This is a genomic window from Streptomyces sp. NPDC005866, assembly GCF_040629895.1.
Taxonomy (GTDB): Bacteria; Actinomycetota; Actinomycetes; order Streptomycetales; family Streptomycetaceae; genus Streptomyces.
Genome location: NZ_JBEXWP010000026.1, coordinates 74,978 through 95,964, shown reverse-complemented (window position 1 = coordinate 95,964; position 20,987 = coordinate 74,978). Strand labels below are relative to the sequence as shown.

28 protein-coding genes and 1 pseudogene are annotated in these 20,987 nt (G+C 69.8%); 19 read left to right on the top strand and 10 right to left on the bottom strand.

Translation table 11 applies throughout. From position 1 onward, the window contains the following. Window positions 1–14 precede the first annotated feature (14 nt). The 3 genes from ABZ396_RS31785 to ABZ396_RS31775 form a co-directional block, all read right to left on the bottom strand. Window positions 15–1,166 carry a trypsin-like peptidase domain-containing protein gene (locus ABZ396_RS31785; RefSeq protein WP_358918576.1) on the bottom strand — a complete coding sequence of 384 codons (1,152 nt, stop codon included), beginning with the start codon at window positions 1,164–1,166 and terminating at the stop codon, window positions 15–17. Between the two features lie 235 nt (window positions 1,167–1,401). Then, window positions 1,402–2,424 (bottom strand): LacI family DNA-binding transcriptional regulator, encoded by a 1,023-nt coding sequence (locus ABZ396_RS31780; protein WP_358918578.1) that lies wholly within the window; start codon window positions 2,422–2,424, stop codon window positions 1,402–1,404. 107 nt (window positions 2,425–2,531) lie between these two features. After that, a complete protein-coding gene (locus tag ABZ396_RS31775) occupies window positions 2,532–3,320 on the bottom strand; it encodes a response regulator transcription factor (protein ID WP_358918580.1) in 789 nt (262 codons plus the stop codon). Between the two features lie 179 nt (window positions 3,321–3,499). On the opposite strand from ABZ396_RS31775, the gene ABZ396_RS31770 reads away from it, so the two are divergent. The 8 genes from ABZ396_RS31770 (at window position 3,500) to ABZ396_RS31735 (ending at window position 8,614) form a co-directional block, all read left to right on the top strand. Then, window positions 3,500–4,336, top strand: a complete 837-nt coding sequence (locus ABZ396_RS31770) for an alpha/beta fold hydrolase (RefSeq protein ID WP_358918582.1) — start codon at window positions 3,500–3,502, stop codon at window positions 4,334–4,336. A gap of 69 nt (window positions 4,337–4,405) precedes the next feature. After that, entirely contained in the window at window positions 4,406–4,660 is a 255-nt protein-coding gene (locus ABZ396_RS31765) for a MoaD/ThiS family protein (protein WP_358918583.1), read from the top strand. A 9-nt stretch (window positions 4,661–4,669) separates the two neighbouring features. Then, on the top strand, window positions 4,670–5,800 hold the full coding sequence (locus ABZ396_RS31760) for a hypothetical protein (protein WP_358918585.1): 1,131 nt from the start codon (window positions 4,670–4,672) through the stop codon (window positions 5,798–5,800). A gap of 138 nt (window positions 5,801–5,938) precedes the next feature. Then, window positions 5,939–6,676 carry a DUF2993 domain-containing protein gene (locus ABZ396_RS31755; protein WP_358918587.1) on the top strand — a complete coding sequence of 246 codons (738 nt, stop codon included), beginning with the start codon at window positions 5,939–5,941 and terminating at the stop codon, window positions 6,674–6,676. A 204-nt stretch (window positions 6,677–6,880) separates the two neighbouring features. Beyond that, window positions 6,881–6,961: an Ms5788A family Cys-rich leader peptide gene (locus ABZ396_RS31750; protein ID WP_350751515.1), complete on the top strand. Its 81-nt coding sequence runs from the start codon at window positions 6,881–6,883 to the stop codon at window positions 6,959–6,961. 118 nt (window positions 6,962–7,079) lie between these two features. After that, window positions 7,080–7,919: a sulfurtransferase gene (locus ABZ396_RS31745; protein WP_358918589.1), complete on the top strand. Its 840-nt coding sequence runs from the start codon at window positions 7,080–7,082 to the stop codon at window positions 7,917–7,919. Window positions 7,920–7,973: 54 nt separating this feature from the next. Beyond that, complete coding sequence (locus tag ABZ396_RS31740) at window positions 7,974–8,261, top strand: DUF1416 domain-containing protein (protein ID WP_358918590.1); 288 nt, start codon at window positions 7,974–7,976, stop codon at window positions 8,259–8,261. Window positions 8,262–8,350: 89 nt separating this feature from the next. After that, the gene (locus ABZ396_RS31735; RefSeq protein ID WP_351328377.1) at window positions 8,351–8,614 is read left to right on the top strand and encodes a DUF3099 domain-containing protein; all 264 of its coding nucleotides are present in this window, start codon (window positions 8,351–8,353) and stop codon (window positions 8,612–8,614) included. 30 nt (window positions 8,615–8,644) lie between these two features. Here ABZ396_RS31735 and ABZ396_RS31730 read toward each other — a convergent pair whose 3' ends face one another. Continuing rightward, a complete protein-coding gene (locus tag ABZ396_RS31730) occupies window positions 8,645–9,490 on the bottom strand; it encodes an NAD(P)H-binding protein (RefSeq protein WP_358918592.1) in 846 nt (281 codons plus the stop codon). A gap of 105 nt (window positions 9,491–9,595) precedes the next feature. Between ABZ396_RS31730 and ABZ396_RS31725 the strand changes: the two genes are divergently transcribed. Further along, window positions 9,596–9,997 carry a helix-turn-helix domain-containing protein gene (locus ABZ396_RS31725; protein WP_358918594.1) on the top strand — a complete coding sequence of 134 codons (402 nt, stop codon included), beginning with the start codon at window positions 9,596–9,598 and terminating at the stop codon, window positions 9,995–9,997. Window positions 9,998–10,005: 8 nt separating this feature from the next. On the opposite strand, the gene ABZ396_RS31720 is transcribed toward ABZ396_RS31725, so the two are convergent. From ABZ396_RS31720 to ABZ396_RS31710, 3 genes are read right to left on the bottom strand one after another with little or no spacing between them, the layout of a single operon-like run. Next, a complete protein-coding gene (locus ABZ396_RS31720; protein ID WP_351703417.1) occupies window positions 10,006–10,368 on the bottom strand; it encodes a DsrE family protein in 363 nt (120 codons plus the stop codon). Between the two features lie 28 nt (window positions 10,369–10,396). Beyond that, window positions 10,397–10,630, bottom strand: coding sequence for a hypothetical protein (locus tag ABZ396_RS31715; RefSeq protein ID WP_358918596.1), 234 nt, complete (start codon window positions 10,628–10,630; stop codon window positions 10,397–10,399). Beyond that, complete coding sequence (locus ABZ396_RS31710; protein ID WP_358918598.1) at window positions 10,627–11,001, bottom strand: hypothetical protein; 375 nt, start codon at window positions 10,999–11,001, stop codon at window positions 10,627–10,629. Before ABZ396_RS31710 ends, ABZ396_RS31715 begins: the two co-directional genes overlap by 4 nt. 176 nt (window positions 11,002–11,177) lie before the next feature. On the opposite strand from ABZ396_RS31710, the gene ABZ396_RS31705 reads away from it, so the two are divergent. Then, window positions 11,178–12,020: a helix-turn-helix transcriptional regulator gene (locus ABZ396_RS31705; protein WP_358918600.1), complete on the top strand. Its 843-nt coding sequence runs from the start codon at window positions 11,178–11,180 to the stop codon at window positions 12,018–12,020. Next, a complete protein-coding gene (locus ABZ396_RS31700; RefSeq protein ID WP_358918601.1) occupies window positions 12,002–12,277 on the top strand; it encodes a DUF397 domain-containing protein in 276 nt (91 codons plus the stop codon). Before ABZ396_RS31705 ends, ABZ396_RS31700 begins: the two co-directional genes overlap by 19 nt. Here the strand turns inward: ABZ396_RS31700 and ABZ396_RS31695 are convergent. Next, complete coding sequence (locus ABZ396_RS31695) at window positions 12,264–12,815, bottom strand: helix-turn-helix domain-containing protein (protein WP_358918603.1); 552 nt, start codon at window positions 12,813–12,815, stop codon at window positions 12,264–12,266. The genes ABZ396_RS31700 and ABZ396_RS31695 overlap by 14 nt on opposite strands. A 124-nt stretch (window positions 12,816–12,939) precedes the next feature. Between ABZ396_RS31695 and ABZ396_RS31690 the strand changes: the two genes are divergently transcribed. Beyond that, entirely contained in the window at window positions 12,940–13,680 is a 741-nt protein-coding gene (locus ABZ396_RS31690; protein WP_358918604.1) for an SDR family oxidoreductase, read from the top strand. Window positions 13,681–13,827: 147 nt separating this feature from the next. Continuing rightward, window positions 13,828–14,043, top strand: a complete 216-nt coding sequence (locus ABZ396_RS31685) for a Tn3 family transposase (protein WP_358918735.1) — start codon at window positions 13,828–13,830, stop codon at window positions 14,041–14,043. Window positions 14,044–14,150: 107 nt separating this feature from the next. On the opposite strand, the gene ABZ396_RS31680 is transcribed toward ABZ396_RS31685, so the two are convergent. Continuing rightward, window positions 14,151–16,178: an ATP-dependent DNA helicase gene (locus tag ABZ396_RS31680; protein ID WP_358918606.1), complete on the bottom strand. Its 2,028-nt coding sequence runs from the start codon at window positions 16,176–16,178 to the stop codon at window positions 14,151–14,153. 638 nt (window positions 16,179–16,816) lie between these two features. On the opposite strand from ABZ396_RS31680, the pseudogene ABZ396_RS31675 reads away from it, so the two are divergent. The 5 genes and pseudogenes from ABZ396_RS31675 to ABZ396_RS31655 all read left to right on the top strand — a co-directional run. Next, window positions 16,817–16,921, top strand: a pseudogene (locus ABZ396_RS31675) (cupin domain-containing protein); the annotation flags it as partial. Window positions 16,922–17,012: 91 nt separating this feature from the next. Next, a complete protein-coding gene (locus ABZ396_RS31670) occupies window positions 17,013–17,183 on the top strand; it encodes a hypothetical protein (RefSeq protein ID WP_358918742.1) in 171 nt (56 codons plus the stop codon). 208 nt (window positions 17,184–17,391) lie between these two features. Next, window positions 17,392–17,967 carry an FABP family protein gene (locus ABZ396_RS31665; protein ID WP_358918608.1) on the top strand — a complete coding sequence of 192 codons (576 nt, stop codon included), beginning with the start codon at window positions 17,392–17,394 and terminating at the stop codon, window positions 17,965–17,967. Window positions 17,968–18,084: 117 nt separating this feature from the next. Further along, window positions 18,085–18,546, top strand: a complete 462-nt coding sequence (locus ABZ396_RS31660) for a Fur family transcriptional regulator (RefSeq protein WP_358918609.1) — start codon at window positions 18,085–18,087, stop codon at window positions 18,544–18,546. A gap of 10 nt (window positions 18,547–18,556) precedes the next feature. Beyond that, window positions 18,557–19,522 (top strand): folate-binding protein, encoded by a 966-nt coding sequence (locus ABZ396_RS31655; RefSeq protein WP_358918611.1) that lies wholly within the window; start codon window positions 18,557–18,559, stop codon window positions 19,520–19,522. Window positions 19,523–19,752: 230 nt separating this feature from the next. Here ABZ396_RS31655 and dtd read toward each other — a convergent pair whose 3' ends face one another. Next, on the bottom strand, window positions 19,753–20,178 hold the full coding sequence (gene dtd / locus ABZ396_RS31650) for a D-aminoacyl-tRNA deacylase (RefSeq protein ID WP_358918613.1): 426 nt from the start codon (window positions 20,176–20,178) through the stop codon (window positions 19,753–19,755). A gap of 158 nt (window positions 20,179–20,336) precedes the next feature. On the opposite strand from dtd, the gene ABZ396_RS31645 reads away from it, so the two are divergent. After that, window positions 20,337–20,930: an aerial mycelium formation protein gene (locus ABZ396_RS31645; protein WP_358918615.1), complete on the top strand. Its 594-nt coding sequence runs from the start codon at window positions 20,337–20,339 to the stop codon at window positions 20,928–20,930. The last annotated feature ends 57 nt before the right edge of the window (window positions 20,931–20,987 follow it).

Sequence of the window (20,987 nt, the reverse complement as noted above, 5' to 3'; positions counted from 1 at the left end):
TGGTGCCAGGTGGTTCAGCTGGTGGAGCCCGCCCGCAGCTTGGCCAGGTCGGACTTGACGGTGTTGATGGGGATGGCGAAGCCGAGGCCGACGCTGCCCGCGTCCGCGGAGGACGAGGAGGAGCCCGAACTGGCCGAGTACATCGCCGAGTTGATGCCGATGACATTGCCGCCGGCGTCGATCAGCGCGCCGCCGGAGTTGCCGGGGTTCAGCGAGGCGTCGGTCTGGAGCGCCTTGTAGGTCGTGGTGGACGAGCCGGTGTCGCCGTTGAACTGCCGGCCGCCGAACTGGAACGGCCACTGCCCGCTACCGCCGCCCTGGCCCTGCCCCTGGCTCTCGTCGGTGGAGACGGTCACGTCCCGGCTCAGCGCGGAGATGATGCCGCTGGTGACGGTGCCGGTCAGGCCCTCGGGGGAGCCGATCGCCACAACCGTGTCACCGACCTGGACGCCGGCGGAGTTGCCGAGGGTCGCGGGCCTGAGGCCGGAGGCGTTCTGGAGCTTGAGGAGGGCGAGGTCCTTGGAGCTGTCGGTGCCGACGACCTTCGCGGTGTACGACTTGCCGTTGCTGGTCCTGACCTTGATCGACTGGGCGCCGGAGACCACGTGGTTGTTGGTGACGATCTCGCCGTCGCCGGTGATGACCACACCAGAGCCGGTGGACGTGCCGTTGGCGAGGGTCGCGTTGACCTCCACGACGCTGGGGCTGACGGCCGCGGCGATCGCGGCGACGTTGCCCTTCTTGCTGGAGGGCACCACATTGGTGGTCGTGCTGCTGGAGACCGTGGTGTCCTTGCCGGTCAGTTCCTGGAAGGCGTATGCCGTGCCGCCGCCGACGGCGGCCGCGACGATCGCGACCGCGGCGAGAAGGACTATCGGGCCCCGGGTGCGCTTCTGCTTGGCGTGGGCCGAGTGCTCCGCGTGCCCCGGGTGCTCCGCCGGGTGCTGCGGCGGCCCCGCCGTGTACTCCGGGAGCTGCGCGGTTTCCGGCTCCACGGTGACCGGCTGGGCGGCCTGCTGCGTCGGCTGGTGGGCCGGCGGGGGCGGCCACTCCGGGTTCACGGGGGTGGAGGCGTGCTGCTGCTGGGGGTACGCGCCCTGGTAGGCGTCACCGTGGGGACCCTGGGGGTTCTCGTGCTCGCCGCTGCTGCGGAGGCTCTCGGTCATGACACATAGCTTGTCCCGTGACCATGAGAGCTTCCTGAGGGTCAGCTGAGAACGGCGCGAGAAGCTCGTTTGCCCGATATAAGGACGGTTCTCGCTGGTCGTGCGGGGTTCTCAGAAAGGGTTCATAAAGGCTGGCCAACGCTCTCCTGTGGGTGCGGCCCGGGGGGCCGTTCGCACAGTTCCCCGCCCCCCTGAAGGGGGGCGAGCAACCACTACGAACCCGCGGGCGAAGAAATCAGCCGCACCCGCAGGAACCCCGCACCACCAGCCGGGATGGAAACGTCTTCAGACGCTCCCTCCGCGAACCGGCCACCCGCAGCCCGTCGTCCAGCACCAGGTCCACCGCCGCCCGCGCCATCGCCGGCCGGTCCGAGGCGATCGTCGTCAGCGGCGGGTCCGCCAGCGCCGCCTCCTTGATGTCGTCGAAGCCGGCCACCGCCAGCTCCCCGGGCACGTCGATGCGCAGCTCACGGGCCGCCCGCAGCAGGCCGATCGCCTGGTCGTCGGTGGAGCAGAAGACCGCCGGCGGCCGGTCGGGGCGGGCGAGCACCTCCAGGGCCACCCGGTACGCGTCGTACCGGTTGTACGGCGCCTCGAACAGCCGGCCCTCCGTGGTCAGGCCCGCCTCGGCCATGGCCCGCTTCCAGCCCTCGACGTGGTCGGAGACCGGGTCGCCGACGGCCGGGGTGTCCGCCGTACCGCCCATACAGGCCACGTACTCGTAGCCGTGCTCCAGCAGATGCCGGACGGCGAGCTGGGCGCCGCCCAGGTCGTCCGTCACCACCGCCACGTCGTCGATCGCCTCCGGCCGCTCGTGCAGCAGCACCACCCGGGCGTCCCAGGCGTCGATCTCGGCGGCGGCCAGATCGTTCAGAGCGTGTGAGACGAGGATGAGGCCCGAGACCCGCATCCCGAGGAACGCGCGCAGATAGTGGACCTCGCGCTCGCTGACGTAGTCGGTGTTGCCGACCAGCACCATTTTTCCGCGCTCGGACGCGGCCTGCTCCACCGCGTGCGCCATCTCGCCGAAGAAGGGCTGACGGGCGTCCGGGATGATCAGGCCCAGGAGGTCCGTGCGCCGGGACGCCATGGCCTGGGCCACCCGGTCGGGCCGGTACCCCAGTTCCTTGATCGCGGCGAGGACACGCTCGCGCGTGGCCGGTGCGACCGGCCGGGGTCCGTTGTTGATGACATAGCTGACCACGGCGGTCGAAGTCCCCGCCAGCCGCGCCACATCATCCCGAGTCACCTTGGCCACGCGCGGAGTCTACGCGGATGGACCCGCGCTGGGCAGGGCATATCGAAGCTTCGCTTGCGGAAGCAATGCCCCGTCCGGGCGGCGGCCATGCCTCGCCCGGACGACCACTACGCCTCCGTCGTCACCTCGACCGCGCCCGGGGCCGCTGAAGCGTCCGCATCCTCCGGCTTTGGCCCCTCCGCCCGCGCCCTGGCCTCGTCGCTGATCCGCTCGCCCCGCTCGCCCTTCTCCGGGGTAACGAATCGATAACCGACGTTCCGGACGGTTCCGATCAAGGACTCGTGCTCCACGCCGAGCTTGGCGCGCAGCCGCCGTACGTGCACATCGACGGTCCGGGTGCCGCCGAAGTAGTCGTACCCCCAGACCTCCTGGAGCAGCTGTGCGCGTGTGAACACCCGGCCGGGGTGCTGGGCCAGGTATTTCAGGAGCTCGAACTCCTTGAAGGTGAGGTCGAGGACCCGTCCCTTGAGCTTCGCGCTGTACGTCGCCTCGTCGACCGACAGGTCGCCGTTGCGGATCTCCATGGGGGAGTCGTCGTTGACGATCTGCTGGCGCCCCATGGCGAGGCGCAGTCGTGCCTCGACCTCGGCCGGGCCGGCGGTGTCGAGGAGTACGTCGTCGATGCCCCAGTCGGCGGTGACGGCGGCGAGCCCGCCCTCGGTGACGACCAGGATCAGTGGACAGCCGGGGCCGGTCGACCGCAGCAGCTGGCAGAGGCTGCGCACCTGCGGGAGGTCGCGGCGGCCGTCGATCAGGATGACGTCGGCGCCCGGGGTGTCGACGAGGGCGGGGCCCTCGGCCGGGGCGACCCGCACGTTGTGCAGGAGCAGGCCGAGGGCCGGCAACACCTCCGTCGACGGCTGGAGGGCGTTGGTCAGGAGCAGCAGAGAACTCATACGTCTGGTTCCTCCTCGGTCCCTGCGAGGACTGTGTGCAATGACACTGCGCTGCGCTCCCGACGCTCCATACACCCGCGGTCACCTGGAGTTTCCCGCTTCGTATACAACGCTTCCGAAAGCACAAAAGGACCCGGTGGCGGCGCTGCCCGAGTCCTCTGCCCAGCAGAATAGCCGACATGAGCATCGGTCCGGCAGGTCATGTGGCACGTTCCGCCGTTCGTCCGACATATGAGACGACCAGAAACGCCTCTATGCGGACGTTTCTGTGCACGGACGACGGGGTTTCCATCGATTCCGTATACGATCCCGCCTCCGTTGTATACGACGGCTCCCGGCCACCTTCCCGTGATCTGGTGTTCGTCATGGCCCACGGTTTCACGGGCGACGTGGACCGGCCACACGTACGGCGGGTGGTGACCGCCCTGCGGCACTACGCCCCGGTGGTCAGCTTCTCCTTCCGGGGCCACGGCCGCTCCGGCGGCCGCACCACGGTCGGCGACCGCGAGGTCCTCGACCTGGTGGCGGCGGTGCGGTGGGCGCGCCGCTTCGGGCACACGCGCGTGGTGACCGTCGGCTTCTCCATGGGCGGCTCGGTGGTGCTGCGGCACGCGGCGCTGAACCCGGGAGTGGACGCCGTGGTCTCCGTGTCGTCCCCCGCCCGCTGGTACTACCGAGGCACCGCCCCCATGCGCCGCGTGCACTGGCTGGTCACCAGACCCGAGGGCCGCCTGGTCAGCCGCTACGGCCTCCGCACCCGTATCCACTACCGCGACTGGGACCCGGTGCCGCTGTCCCCGGTGGAGGCGGTGCCCAAGATCGCCCCCACCCCGCTGCTGATCGTGCACGGCGAAAGCGACGGCTACTTCCCGGTCGACCACCCCCGGATGCTGGCGGCCGCCGCCGGTGGCGCCGCCGAGCTCTGGCTGGAGCCCGGCATGGGCCACGCCGAACACGCCGCCGACGACCGGCTGCTGGCCAGGATCGGCGACTGGGCGGCCTCCCGGGCGGGCTAGCCTGACCCTGTACACAGCTACAAGCCACACAGTTACACAGCCGACTGACCGAGTCTCTTGAGGAACCTGATGCCCAAGGTCACGCTGCGCTACTGGGCCGCCGCGAAGGCCGCGGCCGGGATCGCCGAGGAGCCGTACGACGCGGACACCCTCGCCCAGGCGCTGGACGCGGTACGCACGCGACACCCCGGGGAACTCGCGCGCGTCCTGCGGCGATGCTCCTTCCTCGTCGACGGTGACCCCGTGGGGACGCGCGAGCATGAGACGGTACGGCTGGCCGAGGGCGGCACGGTCGAGGTGCTCCCGCCGTTCGCAGGAGGGTGAGCGAGACCGATGACCAACCAGCCGTACGAGGGCTACGACCCGTACCAGCAGCAACCCCAGCAATGGGGGTACGACGAGCAGCAGCACGCCACGCAGCAGTGGCAGGGGCAGACGTGGGAGACGCAGACGCACGCGCCGGTGCAGGCGGCGCAGCCGCAGACGTCGGCGGCGGAGACGGCGTACATGCCCCAGCAGACGTACGCGCAGCAGCCGACTTACCCGCAGCAGCCGCAGGGACAGCAGCCGCAGGGACAGCAGCCGACGTACAGGCAGCAGCCGCGGCAGGCACAGCAGGCGACGCACGCGCCCCGGTCGCACACACCGCCCCGGGCGCCCACGCCCGCTGGTCCCGGTTCCGGCTACGGTCCCGCGACCCTCGCCGGCAACGCGCGCATCACGGACGCGCAGCGGGCCCGCCTGGAGGGCCGCTCGCCGGTCATCGAACCGGGGATGCAGCCCGCGCTGCTCACGGGTCTGCTGGGCGTGCTGCTGGCGGCGACGGCCCCGGTCTCCCCGTACGCCCTGGTGGTCCCCCTGGTTGTCGTCCAGGCGGTGACGGCGGCGGGCTGGTTCCGTCTGAACGGCATGTGGCCGGCCCGTCAGGGCATCGCTCTCGCCTTTCTGGGCGGGCTGTCGGCGGACGTCGCGGTACTGGTGGCGGGCCGTGACCAGGCCCCGGCGGCGATCCTCGGCCCGCTGGGTGTGTGGGTGCTGCTGTCCCTGGTCCTCCAGCTCCGCTCGCACGCGGACCCCGACACCCGCATGTACGGCCTGATGGCCACGGTCGCCTCCTCCGCACTGGCGATCATCGCGACCGGCTACCTGGGCGCGGCCCCGGACGCGGTGTCGGTGGGCGCGGCGGCGGTCGCGGTGGCCGTGGTGGCGAGGGCGCTGCCGCTGCCGACGGCGGCGTCGGTGATCGTGTCGGTGCTGGCCGCGGCCGGGGCGGGCATCGCGGTGGGCGGCATGACCGGGGTGGGCACGAGGGGCGCGCTGATCGGAGCGGCGGCCGCGGTGTGCGCGCTGGTCGGTCACCGGGTGGCGAGCTATGACTACCCGTCGAAGTTCGTCCACTTCACGGCGGGCGTGGCGTTGCCACTGGCCGCGGCGGCACCGGCGGTGTGGATCCTGGGGCGTTGATCTCGGCACCCCGTCAAGGGCGCGAGGCCGCCTCCACTGTCACAGGTGCTCGACAATCTCCGGTGGGTCCGCTCCCGCGGGGCTAGCGTGAGATCACCGACGTGCACAGCCGACTCGCGACCCGGGGGAACCCATCACATGCGCGCCCTGCGAATATTCCTGATCGTCGTCGTCATCCTCGGTGTGCTCTTCGTGGTCGTCGACCGCGTCGCCGTGCACTTCGCCGAGGGCCAGGCCGCCGGCAGGCTGAAGACGACCGAGGGCCTCGCGAGCACCCCCGACGTCTCCATCAAGGGCTTTCCGTTCCTCACCCAGGTCGCCGGCGGCACGCTGGACGACGTGGCGGTCGGCATCAAGGACTACGACGCCACCACCGGAACGGCCGGCAAGACGATCCGTATCGAGAACCTGCACGCCGACATGAAGGGCGTCAACTTCAACGGCGACTACAGCTCCGCCACCGCGCAGACCGCCACCGGCACCGCGCTCATCTCCTACAGCGAGCTGCTGAAGAACGTGAACACGCAGCCGGCCGACCTCGGCCTCGGCTTCACCGGCCGGGTCGTCGGTCTCGGTGACGGCGGCAACGGCAAGATCAAGGTCAGCCTCGACGTCACCGTCCCTGGAGTGAACACCCACCAGAAGGTCACCGTCCTCAGCACGGTCGCCGTCAAGGACAACGCCGTGCAGGTGCACGCCGACAACCTCCCCAAGCTCGCCGGGGCCAGCGTCCTCGAGGGCCGCTTCCGCGAGGCCTCCGACTTCCGGCAGGCGATCAACCAGCTTCCCGGCGGTGTCCGGCTGGACAAGGTGCAGGCTGTGCAGGACGGTGTGGAGATCGGGGTGAAGGGTTCGAACGTCAGGCTGGCCGGGTAGAAGGCGCCACGGCGGTGGCCGACGGGCCCGGTCCATCAGTCGAGACGGCGGCGTCCGTACCGTAGATGTGACAACGGATACGGAGGGGCGTCCGCGGCCTGAACATGCCCCGGACCCCCACCCCGTCCCAACATTCGGACGCTGGCGTCTCACCATGCGACATGCCGGTGACATGCCCGGTTATCCGTCCCTACGATCGAGCCCATGAAGCGTCAGGCGGATCTCACGAAGCGGCGGGCAGTCGACCTGTGCCGCGTCGCCGCCATGCTCTGTCGCCCCTTCTGACGGTGGAGGCCCCTTGCCTCCGCATCCCCCGCCCTCCCACGCCGAGGGCTTCCGTGCGCGCCTTAGCGCACCACCCGCACTCGCACGCCCCGCCGCACCTGCCCGGAGGAGAAAGAGCATGAGCCGCAGCGACGTCCTGGTCGACGCCGACTGGGTCCAGGACAACCTGGACAACCCGAACATCGCGATCGTGGAGGTGGACGAGGACACGTCCGCCTACGAGAAGAACCACATCAGGAACGCGATCCGCATCGACTGGACCAAGGACCTGCAGGACCCGGTCCGCCGCGACTTCATCGACCAGGAGGGCTTCGAGAAGCTCCTGTCGGCGAAGGGCATCGCCAACGACACGCTGGTGATCCTGTACGGCGGCAACAACAACTGGTTCGCGTCCTACGCCTACTGGTACTTCAAGCTGTACGGCCACGAGAACGTCAAGCTTCTCGACGGCGGCCGCAAGAAGTGGGAGCTGGACGCCCGCGAGCTGGTCGAGGAGGTCCCGGAGCGCCCCGAGACCACCTACACGGCCAAGCCGCAGAACACCGCCATCCGTGCCTTCCGTGACGACGCCGTCGCCGCGATCGGCGCGCAGAACCTGGTCGACGTGCGTTCGCCCGACGAGTTCTCCGGCAAGCTGCTCGCCCCGGCCCACCTGCCGCAGGAGCAGTCGCAGCGCCCGGGCCACATCCCGACCGCCCGCAACATCCCGTGGTCGAAGAACGCCAACGACGACGGCACCTTCAAGTCGGACGACGAGCTCAAGGAGCTCTACACCGACGAGCAGGTGGACCTCGCCAAGGACACCATCGCCTACTGCCGTATCGGCGAGCGCTCGGCGCTGACCTGGTTCGTCCTGCACGAGCTGCTCGGTGTCGAGAACGTCAAGAACTACGACGGCTCGTGGACCGAGTACGGCAGCCTCGTCGGCGTCCCGATCGAGCTCGGCGCCGCCAAGTAGAACCCCCGGCAAGGCCCCCAGACCGACCTTTCAAGACCTCAACAGGAGTACGACATGTGTGGAGCGAAGGCCGGCGGCCCGGACCCCTCGACGATCAAGCCCGGTGAGACCACGATCCAGGGTCATCTGACCCGCGACGGCGAGCCGGTGACGGGCTACGTCCGCCTCCTGGACTCGACCGGCGAGTTCACCGCGGAGGTCCCCACCTCCGCCACCGGACAGTTCCGCTTCTACGCGGCGGAGGGCACCTGGACCGTCCGCGCCCTCGTCCCCGGCGCCACCGCCGACCGCACGGTCGTCGCCCAGCAGGGCGGCCTGGCCGAGGTCGCGATCGCGGTCTGACCAGCTGGACGCGAGGGCCGCACCTCCCGGGTCGAAGACCTGAGGTGCGGCCCTTCGCCGTGTCCGGACACCGGACCTACCCTGGAGTCATGCTGGCACGGCGCCGTCGCGTGTACTTCGTCATGATGGGGATCTGCATCGGTCTCTTCGTCCTGGCCTGGGGAGTCGTGCGCATCTGGTCCGTCCCCGCCGCCGTGGGGATGTGCGTGGTGGCCATGGTCATCCCACCCGTCGCCGCGATGGTCGCCAACCGCCGGGGCCCCGACGACCGCTGGTGGGACGACCCCTCCGGCGACCCCAAGTCCGACGAGTGGTGGGACGAACTGGACGGGAAGAAGCGCCCCCGGTCCTGACCCCTGACGTGCCCGTGACCTTCCCGGCTCCTACCGGAACGCTTCGACGTTGCGCCGGGCCCACTCCGCGAAGGTCCGGGGCGGACGCCCGAGGACCGCCTCGACGTCCGGGCTGAGCCGCAGCTCGCCGGCGTTGGGCTCGCCGAGGACGGCCAGCGTCGTCTCCACCACCGGCTCCGGCATGAACGCGGTCATCCGGGCGTACGCCTCGGCTCGGGTCAGCTCCACGAACCGCACCGGCTCACCGAGGGCCGCACCGATGGCCTCCGCCTGCTGCCGGGGCGTGACGGCCGCCGGCCCGTTCAACTCGTAGATCCGGCCCCTGTGTTCGTCCTTGCGCAGGGCCACGGCGGCGACCTCCGCGAGGTCCGCAGGATCGATCACCGGCATCCCGACGTCACCGAACGGCGCGGCGACGGTCCGCTCGGCGCGCACCGACTCCGCCCAGGCGTAGGCGTTGGACGCGAAGCCGCCGGACCTGAGGATCGTCCAGGCCAGGCCCGACCCGCGCACGGCGTCCTCGATCGCCCGCATCGCCCCGCCGTGCGAGGGCGACTCCGGCCTGGTCACCACGCCCTGCGAGGAGAGCAGCACCACCCGACCCACCCCCGCATCCCTGGCCGCCGCCAGCACGGCCCCCGCGTCGAGCCCGTGTCCGCCCGTGCCGCCGTCGTGCAGGAACAGCGCCTCGGCACCGTCGAGCGCGGGCCGCAGACTCTCCGGCTCGGCCAGGTCGGCCCGCACATGTACGCCCCCGCTCGGCAGGTCCACGGGGGCGATCCCCCGCGACACCGCCGCCACCCGTTCCCCGGCCTCCGCCAGGGCCGCCACCAGCGACCGACCCACGTTCCCGGTCGCACCCGTCACCACGATCATGCCAACTCCCGTATTTCCGGTGGTTTTTCGCGATGACAGCGACGCTAACAGCGTCGGTATAGTAGGTACCTAGAGGAAAGTGACTATCTCAGAGGGGTGTGGCTCATGACGACCGAGACGCGACGGCCGGGGCCCGACGCCCTGTCCGACCCCGAGCTGGCCTGCCCGGTCTCCCCGGTCGTGGACATCGTGTTCAGCCGGTGGACCACACCGATCCTCTGGTCGCTGCACACCTTCGGCCGCCAGCGGTTCGTCCAGCTGGAGCGCCGCATCAAGGGCATCACGCCGAAGGTGCTCACCCAGCGGCTGCGCCAGTTGGAGCGCGACGGCCTGGTCGTGCGCACCTACCACCCCGAGGTGCCGCCGCGCGTCGAGTACGAGATCAGCGACCTCGGCGGCACCCTGGCCCCGCTCTTCGCCCACCTCGCCGAGTGGGCCACCGCCAACCTCGACCACGTCGAGGCGGCACGGCAGCACTACGACGACGCGGGATCCCCGCGCGGCTAGGACACGCCCTAGTAGACGAGCGCCTGCGTCCCGTCCGCCATCGCCTCCTGCACGAAGACCTGCGCCCCCGCGATCCGTACGCCCTCGATGACGTCCTTCTCCGTGATGTCCCGGCGGGCCGCGCACTGCGTACAGAGCGTGAGCGTGCCGCCCGCCAGGATCGAGTCGACCAGGTCCGGCAGCGGAGCGGCATGCGGCAACTCGAACTCGGCGGCCCTCCCCGGCAACGCGAACCACGCGGACTCACCGGTCAGCCACATCGACACCTCGACGCCACTGGCCACGGCCACCGCCGCCACCGTGAACGCCTGCGAGCACCGCTCCGGGGCGTCCGCCCCCGCCGTCACCTTGATCACGAGCTTCTTCGCCATGCGTGCAGCGTAATCCGGCCGGCGCCGGCTATGCCGGGGTCAGCACCGCGTAGTCCGCGAAGATCCGGCGATACCGCGTGTGCCGGGTCTCCTGGGTGTGCCTGCGCTGCCACTCCTCCACCTCCGCCGGGTGTCCGCGCACCCCCGACTCGGCCCCGCAGTCCTCGTCGTCCCCCGACACACACCGCGCCGCGTACTCCGGCGCGGCGCTCGCGTCCTGCACGATCACGTACGGCACGTACCGGAGGACACGGCGGGTCATGGCTGGTGCTCCGCGCGCTGGTGGAGACGCAGCAGCACGTTCGCGTCGGTGGCCGCGCTGTGGTCATGGGTGGCCAGGGCGGTCTCCCGGCGCGCGCCGAGATCCGCGCACTCGGCGCAGCCGGGGACGGGCCGGGGCGGGCGGCTCAGATCGTCGGGGGACGGCGGTACGGCCCATGTACTGCGGTCGTTCGCCGCGCGTACGCCGGCACTGATCCGCTCTCTGTCCGTAGCGGGCCGTAGCGCCGCCGGATCGGCCTGCCACTCTCTGCCGCCGCCGACGGGACGCAGCATCGCGTACGGCCCCGACTGGTCCCGGTACTCGCCGACCTGGTCGGTGGCGGTGTCGTACAGCAGGGTTCCGGGCTCCATGGCATTCGCTCCTTTCGTCCAACATCTATACGAAATGCGTGAGTTGGACTACTCTGGGTATCGAGGCTGCTACGAGGATGGCCCGGAGGTGGGGTCGGCACGCCGGTGGCGAGCGGTTCTTCCCCGTCTGGCGGCGCTAATTCCACAAATTCCATGGCGTACCAGGGAGGGGTGCGGTGCCGCAGAGGCGGGTGGTGACGGGGCGTAGTCAGGAGCCCAGGCAACGGTTCGCGGAGGAGTTGCGGCATCTGAGGGCGGAGAAGGGGGTGAGCTTGAGGGAGCTGGCCGAGGAACTGGGCTGGGACGCCTCCAATTTCGGCAAGATGGAGAGCGGGCGCAGTTTGGGGAGCCCGGAGATCGTCGAGGCGTTGGATCAGTACTACGGGACGCCGGGGTTGTTGCTGGCTTTGTGGGAACTGGCGGTTGGGGATCCGTCGCAGTTCAAGGAGCAGTATCGGCGGTACATGGTGCTGGAGGCGGAGGCGGCCAGCCTGTGGCACTACGCGGTGAGCCGTCCACCAGGAATGCTTCAGACCCCGGCGTATGTGCGTGAGGCGCTCGCAGCGGGCGGCCTGAAGGACGAGGAACTGGAGCAGCAGGTCGTTGCCCGCATCGGACGACAGGCGGTGCTTGAAGGCGACGACGCCCCGCCGTTTCGCGTCATCCTCTCGGAGGCGGTGCTGCGTAACTCGCTACGCGACCAGGGGGAGTGGCGCGAGCAACTGGAGTACCTGGTGGCAGCGGCAGACCGCCCGCACATCACGCTGCACGTGCTGCCGTTCGGGACTGGTCTGCACGGCCTTGCAAGCACCGATGTGATGTTCCTGCGGCTGCTCGACGGCCGTGCGGTTGCTTATGCCGAAAACGACGTACGGGGCGAACTGGTCGAGGAAACAAGCAGGGTTGAGCACCTCCACCGCACTTATGATGCAGTACGTGACCTGGCGCTGAGCCCAGCCGAGTCGCAGACGTTCATCTTGCGTATGTTGGAGGAAGTTCCGTGCGAGCCATCGACTTGAGCAATCTCATGTGGCGCAAGAGCAGCTACAGCAACTCCGACGGCGGCCAGTGCATCGAAGTCTCCGACGACCTCCTCCGTACCGTCACCTGGCGCAAGAGCAGCTACAGCAACACAGCTGGCGGCAACTGCCTCGAAGTCGCCCCCGGCCTCCCCTCCCTCGTCCCCGTACGTGACAGCAAGGCCCAAGACCGCGGAGCCCTCCTCTTCGAGGCCTCCGCCTGGGCGGCCTTCGTAGACGGAGTCAAGCGGGGCTGACCTTCAGTCCGTCCAGCGTGAGGTCGAGCAGGCGCTCGGCCCTTTCCCGTTGTTCGGGCCTCGCCGAGGTGAGGGCGATGCCTTCGAGGGCGGTGAACACGTCGGCGGGGCTGATGTCCGTGCGGATCGTCCCGTCGGCCACACACGGTTCCATCAGCGCGGTGATGGCGGCCAGGACCATCTCCCGGCTCTGGCCGTAGGGGTTGTTTCCCGTCGCGGCGATGGCACGCAGGGCGTCGGCCATGCCGTATTTCGTGGTGACGTAGTCCAGGAAGAGGCGGGTCCAGGCGTGCAGGGCCTCATAGGGCGGCCTCGCCGCGAGGAGGCCGGGGACGGCGTCGCAGAGCTGGGCCACCTCGTTGCGGTAGGCCGCCTCGATCAGGGCCTCCCGGGTGGCGAAGTTGCGGTACAGGGTCGCGCTGCCCACGCCCGCCTCCTTGGCGATGCGCTCCAGGTGCACGTCCAGCCCCTCCTCGGCGAACATGCGCACCGCGGCCGCGAGGATCTTGTCTCTGTTGCGCTGTGCGTCGGCTCGCACCGGGGTCTCCTTCGCTTGCTAAGTGGGGGTGTGCCCACTTAGTCTGGGGTAAGTGGTGGCGCCTCCACTTTCATCGTAGGCCAGAGTCTGACCTGCGCACATCCCCCTTGAAAGGGCGTTGATCATGTCATCAGGGATCGAGGGCAAGGTCGTAGCGATCACCGGTGCCAGCAGCGGCATCGGCGCCGCGACGGCGGCCTACCTCGCCGAGAAGGGGGCACGGCTCTTCCTCGGGGCCCGACGGGAGGACCGGCTGAACGCGGTGGTGGAGGAGATCACGGCGAAGGGAGGCTCGGCCGTCGGGGTCGTCGTCGACGTGACGCGCCGCGAGGACCTGGGGCGCCTGACGGACACGGCGGTCGACCGGTTCGGCCGGCTCGATGTCCTGGTCTCCAACGCCGGGACCATGGCGGTGTCACCGTTCGACGAACTGCGCCAGGACGACTGGGACGCGATGGTCGCGACGCACATCACCGGCCTGCTGAACGGTATCGGAGCGGCACTTCCCGTCTTCCGGCGGCAGCGTTCCGGCCAGTTCGTCAACGTCGCCTCCACCGCGGCCTACGTCGTGAAGTCCCCGCAGGGCGTCTACGCGGCCACCAAGACGGCGGTGAAGGTGCTGACGGAGGGGCTGCGGCAGGAGTCGGGGCCCGACCTGCGTGTCACCCTGGTCTCGCCCGGGTTCACCGACACCGAGGGAGTGGGCAAGGGCGGAAGCCCCGAGACGGCGGCCGCGCTGGCCCGGCAGCGCGACGAGATCGCCATGCCGCCCTCCGCCGTCGCGTCCGCGATCGGTTACGCCATCGAGCAGCCCGCCGGCATCGACATCGGCGAGATCGTCGTCCGGCCCACCGTGCAGGCCTGACGCCCTACGTCCCTCGGCTCACGGGCTGCCGGGACCCCGGCGCGTGGCCGATCAGGGCGTGCCGTCGGCCGATCAGGTCGCTCGCCAGGATCGGAGCCGCTCGGCGATGCCGTACGAGTCAAGCCGCAGGGCGCGGTTCGCTGGGAGATCGTCCGCCAGTTTCTGGAAGAGGGATGGGAGATCGATCCAGAGAACCTGGCCCACATCTCGCCGTACCTGACCGAGCACATCAAGCGGTTCGGCGAGTACAGCACGCACGAACTCGGCATCGAACCCGAGGCGTCGACCCCGAAGCTCGACGTCGACTTCACCTTGCTGCGCGAAGGGGATCTGAACGTCGTCGGCTCGGACCAGGCCGCGTGATGCCGGGGGTGGCCACGAGCGGTGAGGCGGCGAGCAGCCCCGTGCGCGCGGGCCGGTGTCCGTACCGCGCCGGGTGCGCCCGCGGCGACGACGCGGGCGCCGAATCGTCAGGCGGGCGGGACGGTGATTGTGCAGAGGCGCTTGGTGGCCCGGGTCAGGGCTACGTACAAGTCCCTTTCCCCACCGGGGCGAGCCGTGATGATTTCCTCGGGGTTCATGACGACGACCCCGTCGAATTCCAGGCCGCGTGCTTCGGACGCCGGCACGATGCGTGCGTGGTGAGCGATGCCCTGGGCCGTCAGCTCGCTCACCCTGGTGTCCGCGCAGATCACTCCCAGAAGCTCGCCCGGGTGCGCGGTGCTCTGGGCGCGGAGTTCCTGAACGACGGCGGTGACCAACCCGTCCGGAGGTGTGGTCACGGAGCGAGGGCTTTCACCGCTTCGCAGTGATCGTGTGGGCTTCTGGTCCGGAGCGATCCGCGTGAGCAGGTCCCGGACGTTCTCCAGAATCTCCTGCGTTGTGCGGTAGCTGACGGTCAGGTTGTGCAGTTTGAACCGCGGTCCGACGTGGGGGCTCAGTGCTCCCTTCCAGTCGCGTGCTGTCGCGACCGGGCCTGCCTGGGCGAAGTCACCCACCAGCGTCATCGCCTTTGCCGGGCAGCGGCGGACGATCATCCTCCACTGCATGGCAGTCAGTTCCTGCGCCTCGTCGACGACGACGTGCCCGTACGTCCGCTCGGGGGGGCCGTCGACCAGGCTCGCCGCCTCGTCCAGCAACGGCACATCGGCATCGGTCCACGGGTCGTCCGGACCGCGCAGCAGAAGGGACCGCTCCTGCGCAGTCAGGCGGGGCAGGCGCTCGGCGAGAGCGTCGGCGTTCGTCAGGAGCGCCTTCACGAGGTCACCGGGTACCAGCCGCGGCCACAACACCTCGACCGCTCGGTCGACGCCGGCGTCATCGAGGAGATCGGCTCGGATGGCGTCCAGGTCCAGCTCGTGGACCGGACCTGAGTCAGCCGCACCTTCGACACGGCGCTGGGCGGCTCCCGTGAACCGGTCGAGGTTGATGCCCGTCATCCTTTCGGCATCGGCGTCGATCTGCTCCAGGAGGTCGCCCATGTCTCGTTGCATCGCGTCGGTGACCGCGTCGACCAAGAGCTCTTTGAACACCTGGCGCGCGGGGTTGTGCCCCTGTACGGCTGCCACGGCGGCGTCGCGTGCCGCGGCGACTTCCTCGCCGGAGAGGTGAACCAGTTCGTGCCCGACCCGCACGGTGAAGTCACCGGCGGGGGCTTGGTGGACGCGCAGCAGGCCGGCCAAGGCGTCGGCGAGGTCGGAGCTGCCCTTGAGACGCGCCGTATCGAACGGGTCCACCGTGTCCGTGGACACTCCGGCCAGTTCCCGGCAGGTCGCCAGAACTACGTCGTTCTCTCCGAGCGAGGGAAGGACCTGGGAGATGTAGTCCAGGAACCGGGCGTTCGGGCCCACCACCAGGACACCCTCCTCCGCGGCGCGCGGGAACGCGTACAGGACATAGGCCGCCCGGTGCAGGGCGACCACCGTCTTGCCGGTGCCGGGCCCGCCCTGCACCACGGTCACCCCGCGGTGGGCGGAGCGGACGATCTCGTCCTGCTCGGCCTGCAGCGTCGCGACGGCCGCGTGCATCCTGCCCGTACGCCGTGCCGACAGAGCCTCGGTCAACGGGCCGTCCCCCACGACGTCCTCGTCGGTCGGGGCGGTCCCGTCGAGCAGTTCGTCGCTCACCGAGATGACCGTGCGCTCCTCGAGGCGCAGGTGCCGGCGCCGTCGCAAGTCCATCGGGTGGACCGGTGTCGCCTCGTAGAAGGGCCGCGCCGCGTTCGCGCGCCAGTCGACGAGCAGAGGCAGGTCATCCTCCTCCGTATGCAGTCCGATCCGCCCGATGCGCAGGGCCGTGCCATCCGTCCAGTCGATGCGCCCGAAGACCAGCCCCTTTTCGGCCCCCTCCAGCCGGCCGATTTCCTTGGCCAGACGCTCGGCGGCGATTTCTCTCTCGTATGCCTCGCCGGTGCTGTCCGCCGGGGCCTTCAGCACACTCGCTCGGTGTAATCGCGCCTCGGAAAGCCGCTCGGTGAGCAACTCATACAAGGAGGACACATAATCCTGCTCCGATTCAACCGCAGGCGCAGCGGGATCATTCATTTTCGACAACGGGGGGCTCCTTCGATTCGAGCCACACCATACGGTCAAAGTTTCCTAAAGGTAAGTCTTGACTTACTTGGTGAAGCTATGTCCCCACGACTGATTCCATGACGGCTGACCGTATGGTGTATCAGGCATTCCGCCGTCCTGTATATCGCTAATTGCGTTCCCGATGCCCGCCTGCCTTGGATGCCGGCGATGTTTTGCCGCGCTCGGGAAAAGGGGGAGGATCCGGGAGGCGTCCGGCGCCGTCGAGCTCACTGCCAGGGGGTATCTGGTCGCTTCGTCTGGCGACCCGACCGAGGAGACGAGCACAGAACGGGTTAAGCCCTCGACCGGTCCACCACTGCCCGACCCGTGCCGACGGCCCCATCTCAGGACCGCAGCACCACGCCGCCGTCGGTCGCGGCCGACCCAGAGAACGGATCGGTGAACTCTCACCCCGTTCGCCGCCGCGACGCCCGGCGGCAGGCCCGTCCGTGCCCGGACCATCCGACCCGGCCCCGCCCAACCTGGATCCGCCGATCTTCGGCCTCCGCGTCTTTGATGTCGTCAAAGGAACGAATGACGACAGGCGCGGCGGGCGTCCAATGAACCCGGGCTTCTACTTCATCTCCGGATCCGTCCGGTTCACGGTCGGGGAGGACGACTACGACGCCACCGCGGGCACCCTCGTGATGGTGCCGCCCGGCACCCCGCCACGTCGTACGAGGCGCCGTTGTACCGGGTGCGGGGCGGACGTGTACGAGCAGGACCTGGACTTCCCGGTGGCCGCCCGTCTCAAGGAGGGTGCACACGGCCGGGATCCGCGAGGTCAAGCCGTACGGCGCCGAGCAGGTCCGGGAGGCCTACCTCTCCGCCGGCGACACCCTCGCCCTGATCGTGCAGTCGAGGAAGGGCCGGGCGCTCGCCGTCCCCTTCCAGCAGACGGTGACCCTGCAGGGCGAACTGCTCGACTGACCTCGCCAAGAGCCCCGGGACCCAGCCGCGTAAGCTGGGGCCCGGCTCTTGTACGTACGCCCACCCCCGCTCAAGGAGCACCCGTGGAGACCTTCTTCGAAACCCTGCTGGTCCTGGTCTGCGTCGGCGTCATCGCCTTCGCCTGGCTGACCGTGAAGAAGCTGTACCAGGGCCAGCGCTGATCCACACCCTCCTAGGAACCGCCGCCATGATCGAGATTCCGTCCGACCTGCACAAGGACTTGGTCCCGCTCGCCTTCCTGCTCGGCAACTGGGCCGGCGCGGGCGTCCACGACTTCCCGGGCTCGGAGAAGTGCAACTTCGGCCAGGAGGTCACCTTCAGCCACGACGGACGTGACTTCCTGGAGTACCACTCCCAGACCTGGGTGCTGGACAACGACGGGAACAAGGTGCGCCCGCTGGAGACGGAGCACGGCTTCTGGCGCATCGACGCGAACCGCAGGGTCGAGGTCACGATGACCCGCGACGACGGTGTGGTCGAGATCTGGTACGGCGAGATGGCCGACAAGAAGCCGCAGATCGACCTGGTCACGGACACCGTGGCCCGCATCGCCGGCTCCGCCCCGTACAGCGGTGGCAAGCGCCTGTACGGCTACGTCAAGAGCGACCTGATGTGGGTGGGGGAGAAGCAGACCCCCGAGGTCGAACTGCGCCCGTACATGTCCGCGCACCTGAAGAAGGTCGTCACCCCGGAGGACGTCGAACGCTGGGCCAAGGCCCTCCCCGACGACATGCCGGACGACGGCATCGCCTTCTTCAAGTAGCGGCTCGAGTCTTCGCGGGCTTCTTCATGTCCCCCGTGCCGCAGTGGCTCGGGGGACGATGAACGGCGTCCTGTCGGCCGAGCAGTGACCCGGCGCGCGCCGCCCTAGACTGGGCGTGTGGTGAGCACCGACTGGAAGAGCGACCTAAGGCAGCGCGGCTACCGGCTGACGCCGCAGCGGCAACTCGTGCTCGAAGCCGTGGACACCCTTGAGCACGCGACCCCTGACGACATCCTCGGTGAAGTGAGGAAGACCGCGTCGGGGGTCAATATCTCGACGGTCTACCGGACGCTGGAGCTCCTGGAGGAGCTGGGACTCGTCAGCCACGCCCACCTGGGGCACGGGGCGCCGACGTACCACCTCGCCGACCGCCACCACCACATCCACCTGGTCTGCCGCGACTGCGAGAACGTGATCGAGGCGGATGTGACGGTGGCCGCGGAGTTCACCGCCAAGCTGCGGCGGGAGTTCGGCTTCGAGACCGACATGAAGCACTTCGCGATCTTCGGCCGCTGCGAGGACTGCGTGCGCAAGAGAGCCAAGGCCGCAGCCATGCAGACTTCAATTACCGAGTCGTAGGCTTACGTATATGAAGAGCCCCCTGCTGACCCTGCCCGGCGCCGTGCCCGCCGAGGGCGTGGACGAAGGCGTCGCCGCCCACTACGGCGAGCTGTTCCGCGAGCAGCGCGCCCTCGCCGACGGCGCCGGTTTCGTGGACCTCTCGCACCGTGGCGTCATCACCGTCACCGGCGAGGACCGTCTGAGCTGGCTGCACCTCCTGCTCACCCAGCACGTCAGCGAGCTGCCCGTCGGCGAGGCCACCGAGGCGCTGGTCCTCTCCGCGCACGGCCACATCGAACACGCGCTGTACCTGGTCGACGACGGTACGACGGTCTGGGCCCATGTGGAGCCCGGGACCTCGCAGGCGCTGATCGCCTACCTGGAGTCGATGAAGTTCTTCTACCGCGTGGAAGTCGCCGACCGGACCGGCGAGTTCGCGGTCGTGCACCTGCCGGCCGGCTCGATCGCCGAGGCCCCGGAGGGTGCCGCCGTACGCGAGACGGCGTACGGCCGTGATCTCTTCCTGCCCCGCGCGGACCTGGAGTCGTACGCGGAGAAGGCGGGCCCGGCGGCCGGACTCCTGGCGTACGAGGCCCTCCGGGTGGAACACCACCGCCCCCGTCTCGGCTTCGAGACCGACCACCGCACCATCCCGCACGAGCTGGGCTGGATCGGTACGGCGGTGCATCTGCAGAAGGGCTGCTACCGGGGCCAGGAGACCGTGGCCCGGGTGCAGAACCTCGGCAAGCCGCCCCGCCGCCTCGTCTTCCTCCACCTGGACGGCAGCGAGGTGCACCTGCCGCCGCACGGCACGGAGATCCGGCTGGCGGACGACGGCGAGGACGGCCGTAGGGTCGGCTTCGTGACGACGTCGGCACGCCACCACGAACTGGGGCCGGTGGCCCTGGCGCTGGTCAAGCGCAACGTCCCGCTGGACGCCCGGCTGGTCGCGGGGGACACGGCGGCGGCACAGGAAGTGATCGTCGAACCGTAGAAGCCGGGATCGGATCCCGGCAGCCCCTGTAGGACAGGCCGGTCCTGACCGGCCGGCCCACCGGGCTGCTGGGCCCGGCCGCCCGCTTCGGCGCGCTCCTCGCGCTGGTCGCGGGCGAACCGGAGACGGCCCTTGGGCACATAGCCCGGGCCGTCCGCCTCGCGCAGCGCTATCCGGCACTGATGGCCCGGCTCACTGCCGGGAGCTGCTCACATCTCCACGGGAGCTGCTCACATCTCCAGCAGAACGGTGAACGGCCCGTCGTTGGTCAGCGAGACCCGCATCTGTGCCCCGAACCGCCCCGTCGCCACGGTCGCACCGAGGGCCCGCAACTGCGCCACGACCTCGTCCACGAGCGGCTCGGCCACATCGCCCGGCGCGGCCGCGTTCCACGTCGGCCGCCGCCCCTTGCGCGCGTCGCCGTACAGCGTGAACTGGCTGATCACCAGCAACGGCGCATCGATGTCACTGCACGACCTCTCCTCGGCCAGCATCCGAATCGACCACAGCTTCCGGGCGAGTTGGGCCGCCTTCTCCTTCGTGTCGTCGTGGGTCACGCCCACGAGCACACACAGCCCCTCGCCCTCGATCGCGCCGACCGTCTCGCCGTCCACGACGACACTGGCGCCGTCCACCCGCTGAACCACCGCTCGCATGCGGACCATCATGCCCGGTGCCCCGGGGGCCGCCACAGGGGGTCCATTATTGATCCTTAAGCCCATATCTAGGGCCGTTCGGGGGCACTCGGTCACATTGCGGCCAGTTGGGGTGGCACCATGCTTGCACACGCCGGTCGAGGGGACGGTAGAGGCGTATGAGCACACCGAGCACCGGGCGGCTGAAGATGCAGGGCACGCAGAGCGCGCAGAGCCTGCCCCGGCCGCCCGCACAACGCGGCGAGGGCATCCCGCTGCCCGCGGAACCGCCGGAGCACGACCTGACCCGCCTGAACCTGCCCGAACTGCGCGTCCTGCGCCGGGACGCGCAGCGCGACGAGGCCGACCTCAGCTATGTACGACGGCTGCTCCAGGGCCGTATCGACATCCTGCGAGCGGAACTGGCCCGCCGCTCCCCGGCAGGGGCGGCGGCCGTCGTGGACCGCCTCCCGGAGATCCTGACCGACGCCCCGGCCCGCCACCGCTCCTCGGCCCGCCATGTCACCCTGGGCACCCCGCACAACGAGGAGTACGGCCGCCTGGCAGCCGACATGCTGGCAGAGGTGGAGCTGTCCGACCTCCAGGCCCGCACGGACGCGGAACTGACGGCGGCGATGGGGAGGCTGGTGCGGTACGAGCAGGAGGTGTCGCGACGGAGGCAGCGCCTCCAGCGGACGGCCGACGATTCGAGCGGGGAGATCGCCAGGCGCTACCGGGAGGGCGAAGCACAGGTGGACGATCTGCTGACGTAAGGCTGAGCGCCCCTTCGGGGCGCGGGGCTGTATCGATTGCTGCCGGTGCACCTCTGG

Excerpts from the sequence above, each read along its gene's own strand:
- ABZ396_RS31785 (WP_358918576.1), bottom strand. The coding sequence starts at position 1,166 with ATGACCGAGAGCCTCCGCAGCAGCGGCGAGCACGAGAACCCCCAGGGT.
- ABZ396_RS31775 (WP_358918580.1), bottom strand. The coding sequence starts at position 3,320 with ATGAGTTCTCTGCTGCTCCTGACCAACGCCCTCCAGCCGTCGACGGAG.
- ABZ396_RS31770 (WP_358918582.1), top strand. The coding sequence starts at position 3,500 with ATGAGCATCGGTCCGGCAGGTCATGTGGCACGTTCCGCCGTTCGTCCG.
- ABZ396_RS31765 (WP_358918583.1), top strand. The coding sequence starts at position 4,406 with ATGCCCAAGGTCACGCTGCGCTACTGGGCCGCCGCGAAGGCCGCGGCC.
- ABZ396_RS31760 (WP_358918585.1), top strand. The coding sequence starts at position 4,670 with ATGACCAACCAGCCGTACGAGGGCTACGACCCGTACCAGCAGCAACCC.
- ABZ396_RS31755 (WP_358918587.1), top strand. The coding sequence starts at position 5,939 with ATGCGCGCCCTGCGAATATTCCTGATCGTCGTCGTCATCCTCGGTGTG.
- ABZ396_RS31750 (WP_350751515.1), top strand. The coding sequence starts at position 6,881 with ATGAAGCGTCAGGCGGATCTCACGAAGCGGCGGGCAGTCGACCTGTGC.
- ABZ396_RS31745 (WP_358918589.1), top strand. The coding sequence starts at position 7,080 with ATGAGCCGCAGCGACGTCCTGGTCGACGCCGACTGGGTCCAGGACAAC.
- ABZ396_RS31740 (WP_358918590.1), top strand. The coding sequence starts at position 7,974 with ATGTGTGGAGCGAAGGCCGGCGGCCCGGACCCCTCGACGATCAAGCCC.
- ABZ396_RS31735 (WP_351328377.1), top strand. The coding sequence starts at position 8,351 with ATGCTGGCACGGCGCCGTCGCGTGTACTTCGTCATGATGGGGATCTGC.
- ABZ396_RS31730 (WP_358918592.1), bottom strand. The coding sequence starts at position 9,490 with ATGATCGTGGTGACGGGTGCGACCGGGAACGTGGGTCGGTCGCTGGTG.
- ABZ396_RS31725 (WP_358918594.1), top strand. The coding sequence starts at position 9,596 with ATGACGACCGAGACGCGACGGCCGGGGCCCGACGCCCTGTCCGACCCC.
- ABZ396_RS31720 (WP_351703417.1), bottom strand. The coding sequence starts at position 10,368 with ATGGCGAAGAAGCTCGTGATCAAGGTGACGGCGGGGGCGGACGCCCCG.
- ABZ396_RS31715 (WP_358918596.1), bottom strand. The coding sequence starts at position 10,630 with ATGACCCGCCGTGTCCTCCGGTACGTGCCGTACGTGATCGTGCAGGAC.
- ABZ396_RS31710 (WP_358918598.1), bottom strand. The coding sequence starts at position 11,001 with ATGGAGCCCGGAACCCTGCTGTACGACACCGCCACCGACCAGGTCGGC.
- ABZ396_RS31690 (WP_358918604.1), top strand. The coding sequence starts at position 12,940 with ATGTCATCAGGGATCGAGGGCAAGGTCGTAGCGATCACCGGTGCCAGC.
- ABZ396_RS31665 (WP_358918608.1), top strand. The coding sequence starts at position 17,392 with ATGATCGAGATTCCGTCCGACCTGCACAAGGACTTGGTCCCGCTCGCC.
- ABZ396_RS31655 (WP_358918611.1), top strand. The coding sequence starts at position 18,557 with ATGAAGAGCCCCCTGCTGACCCTGCCCGGCGCCGTGCCCGCCGAGGGC.
- dtd (WP_358918613.1), bottom strand. The coding sequence starts at position 20,178 with ATGCGAGCGGTGGTTCAGCGGGTGGACGGCGCCAGTGTCGTCGTGGAC.
- ABZ396_RS31645 (WP_358918615.1), top strand. The coding sequence starts at position 20,337 with ATGAGCACACCGAGCACCGGGCGGCTGAAGATGCAGGGCACGCAGAGC.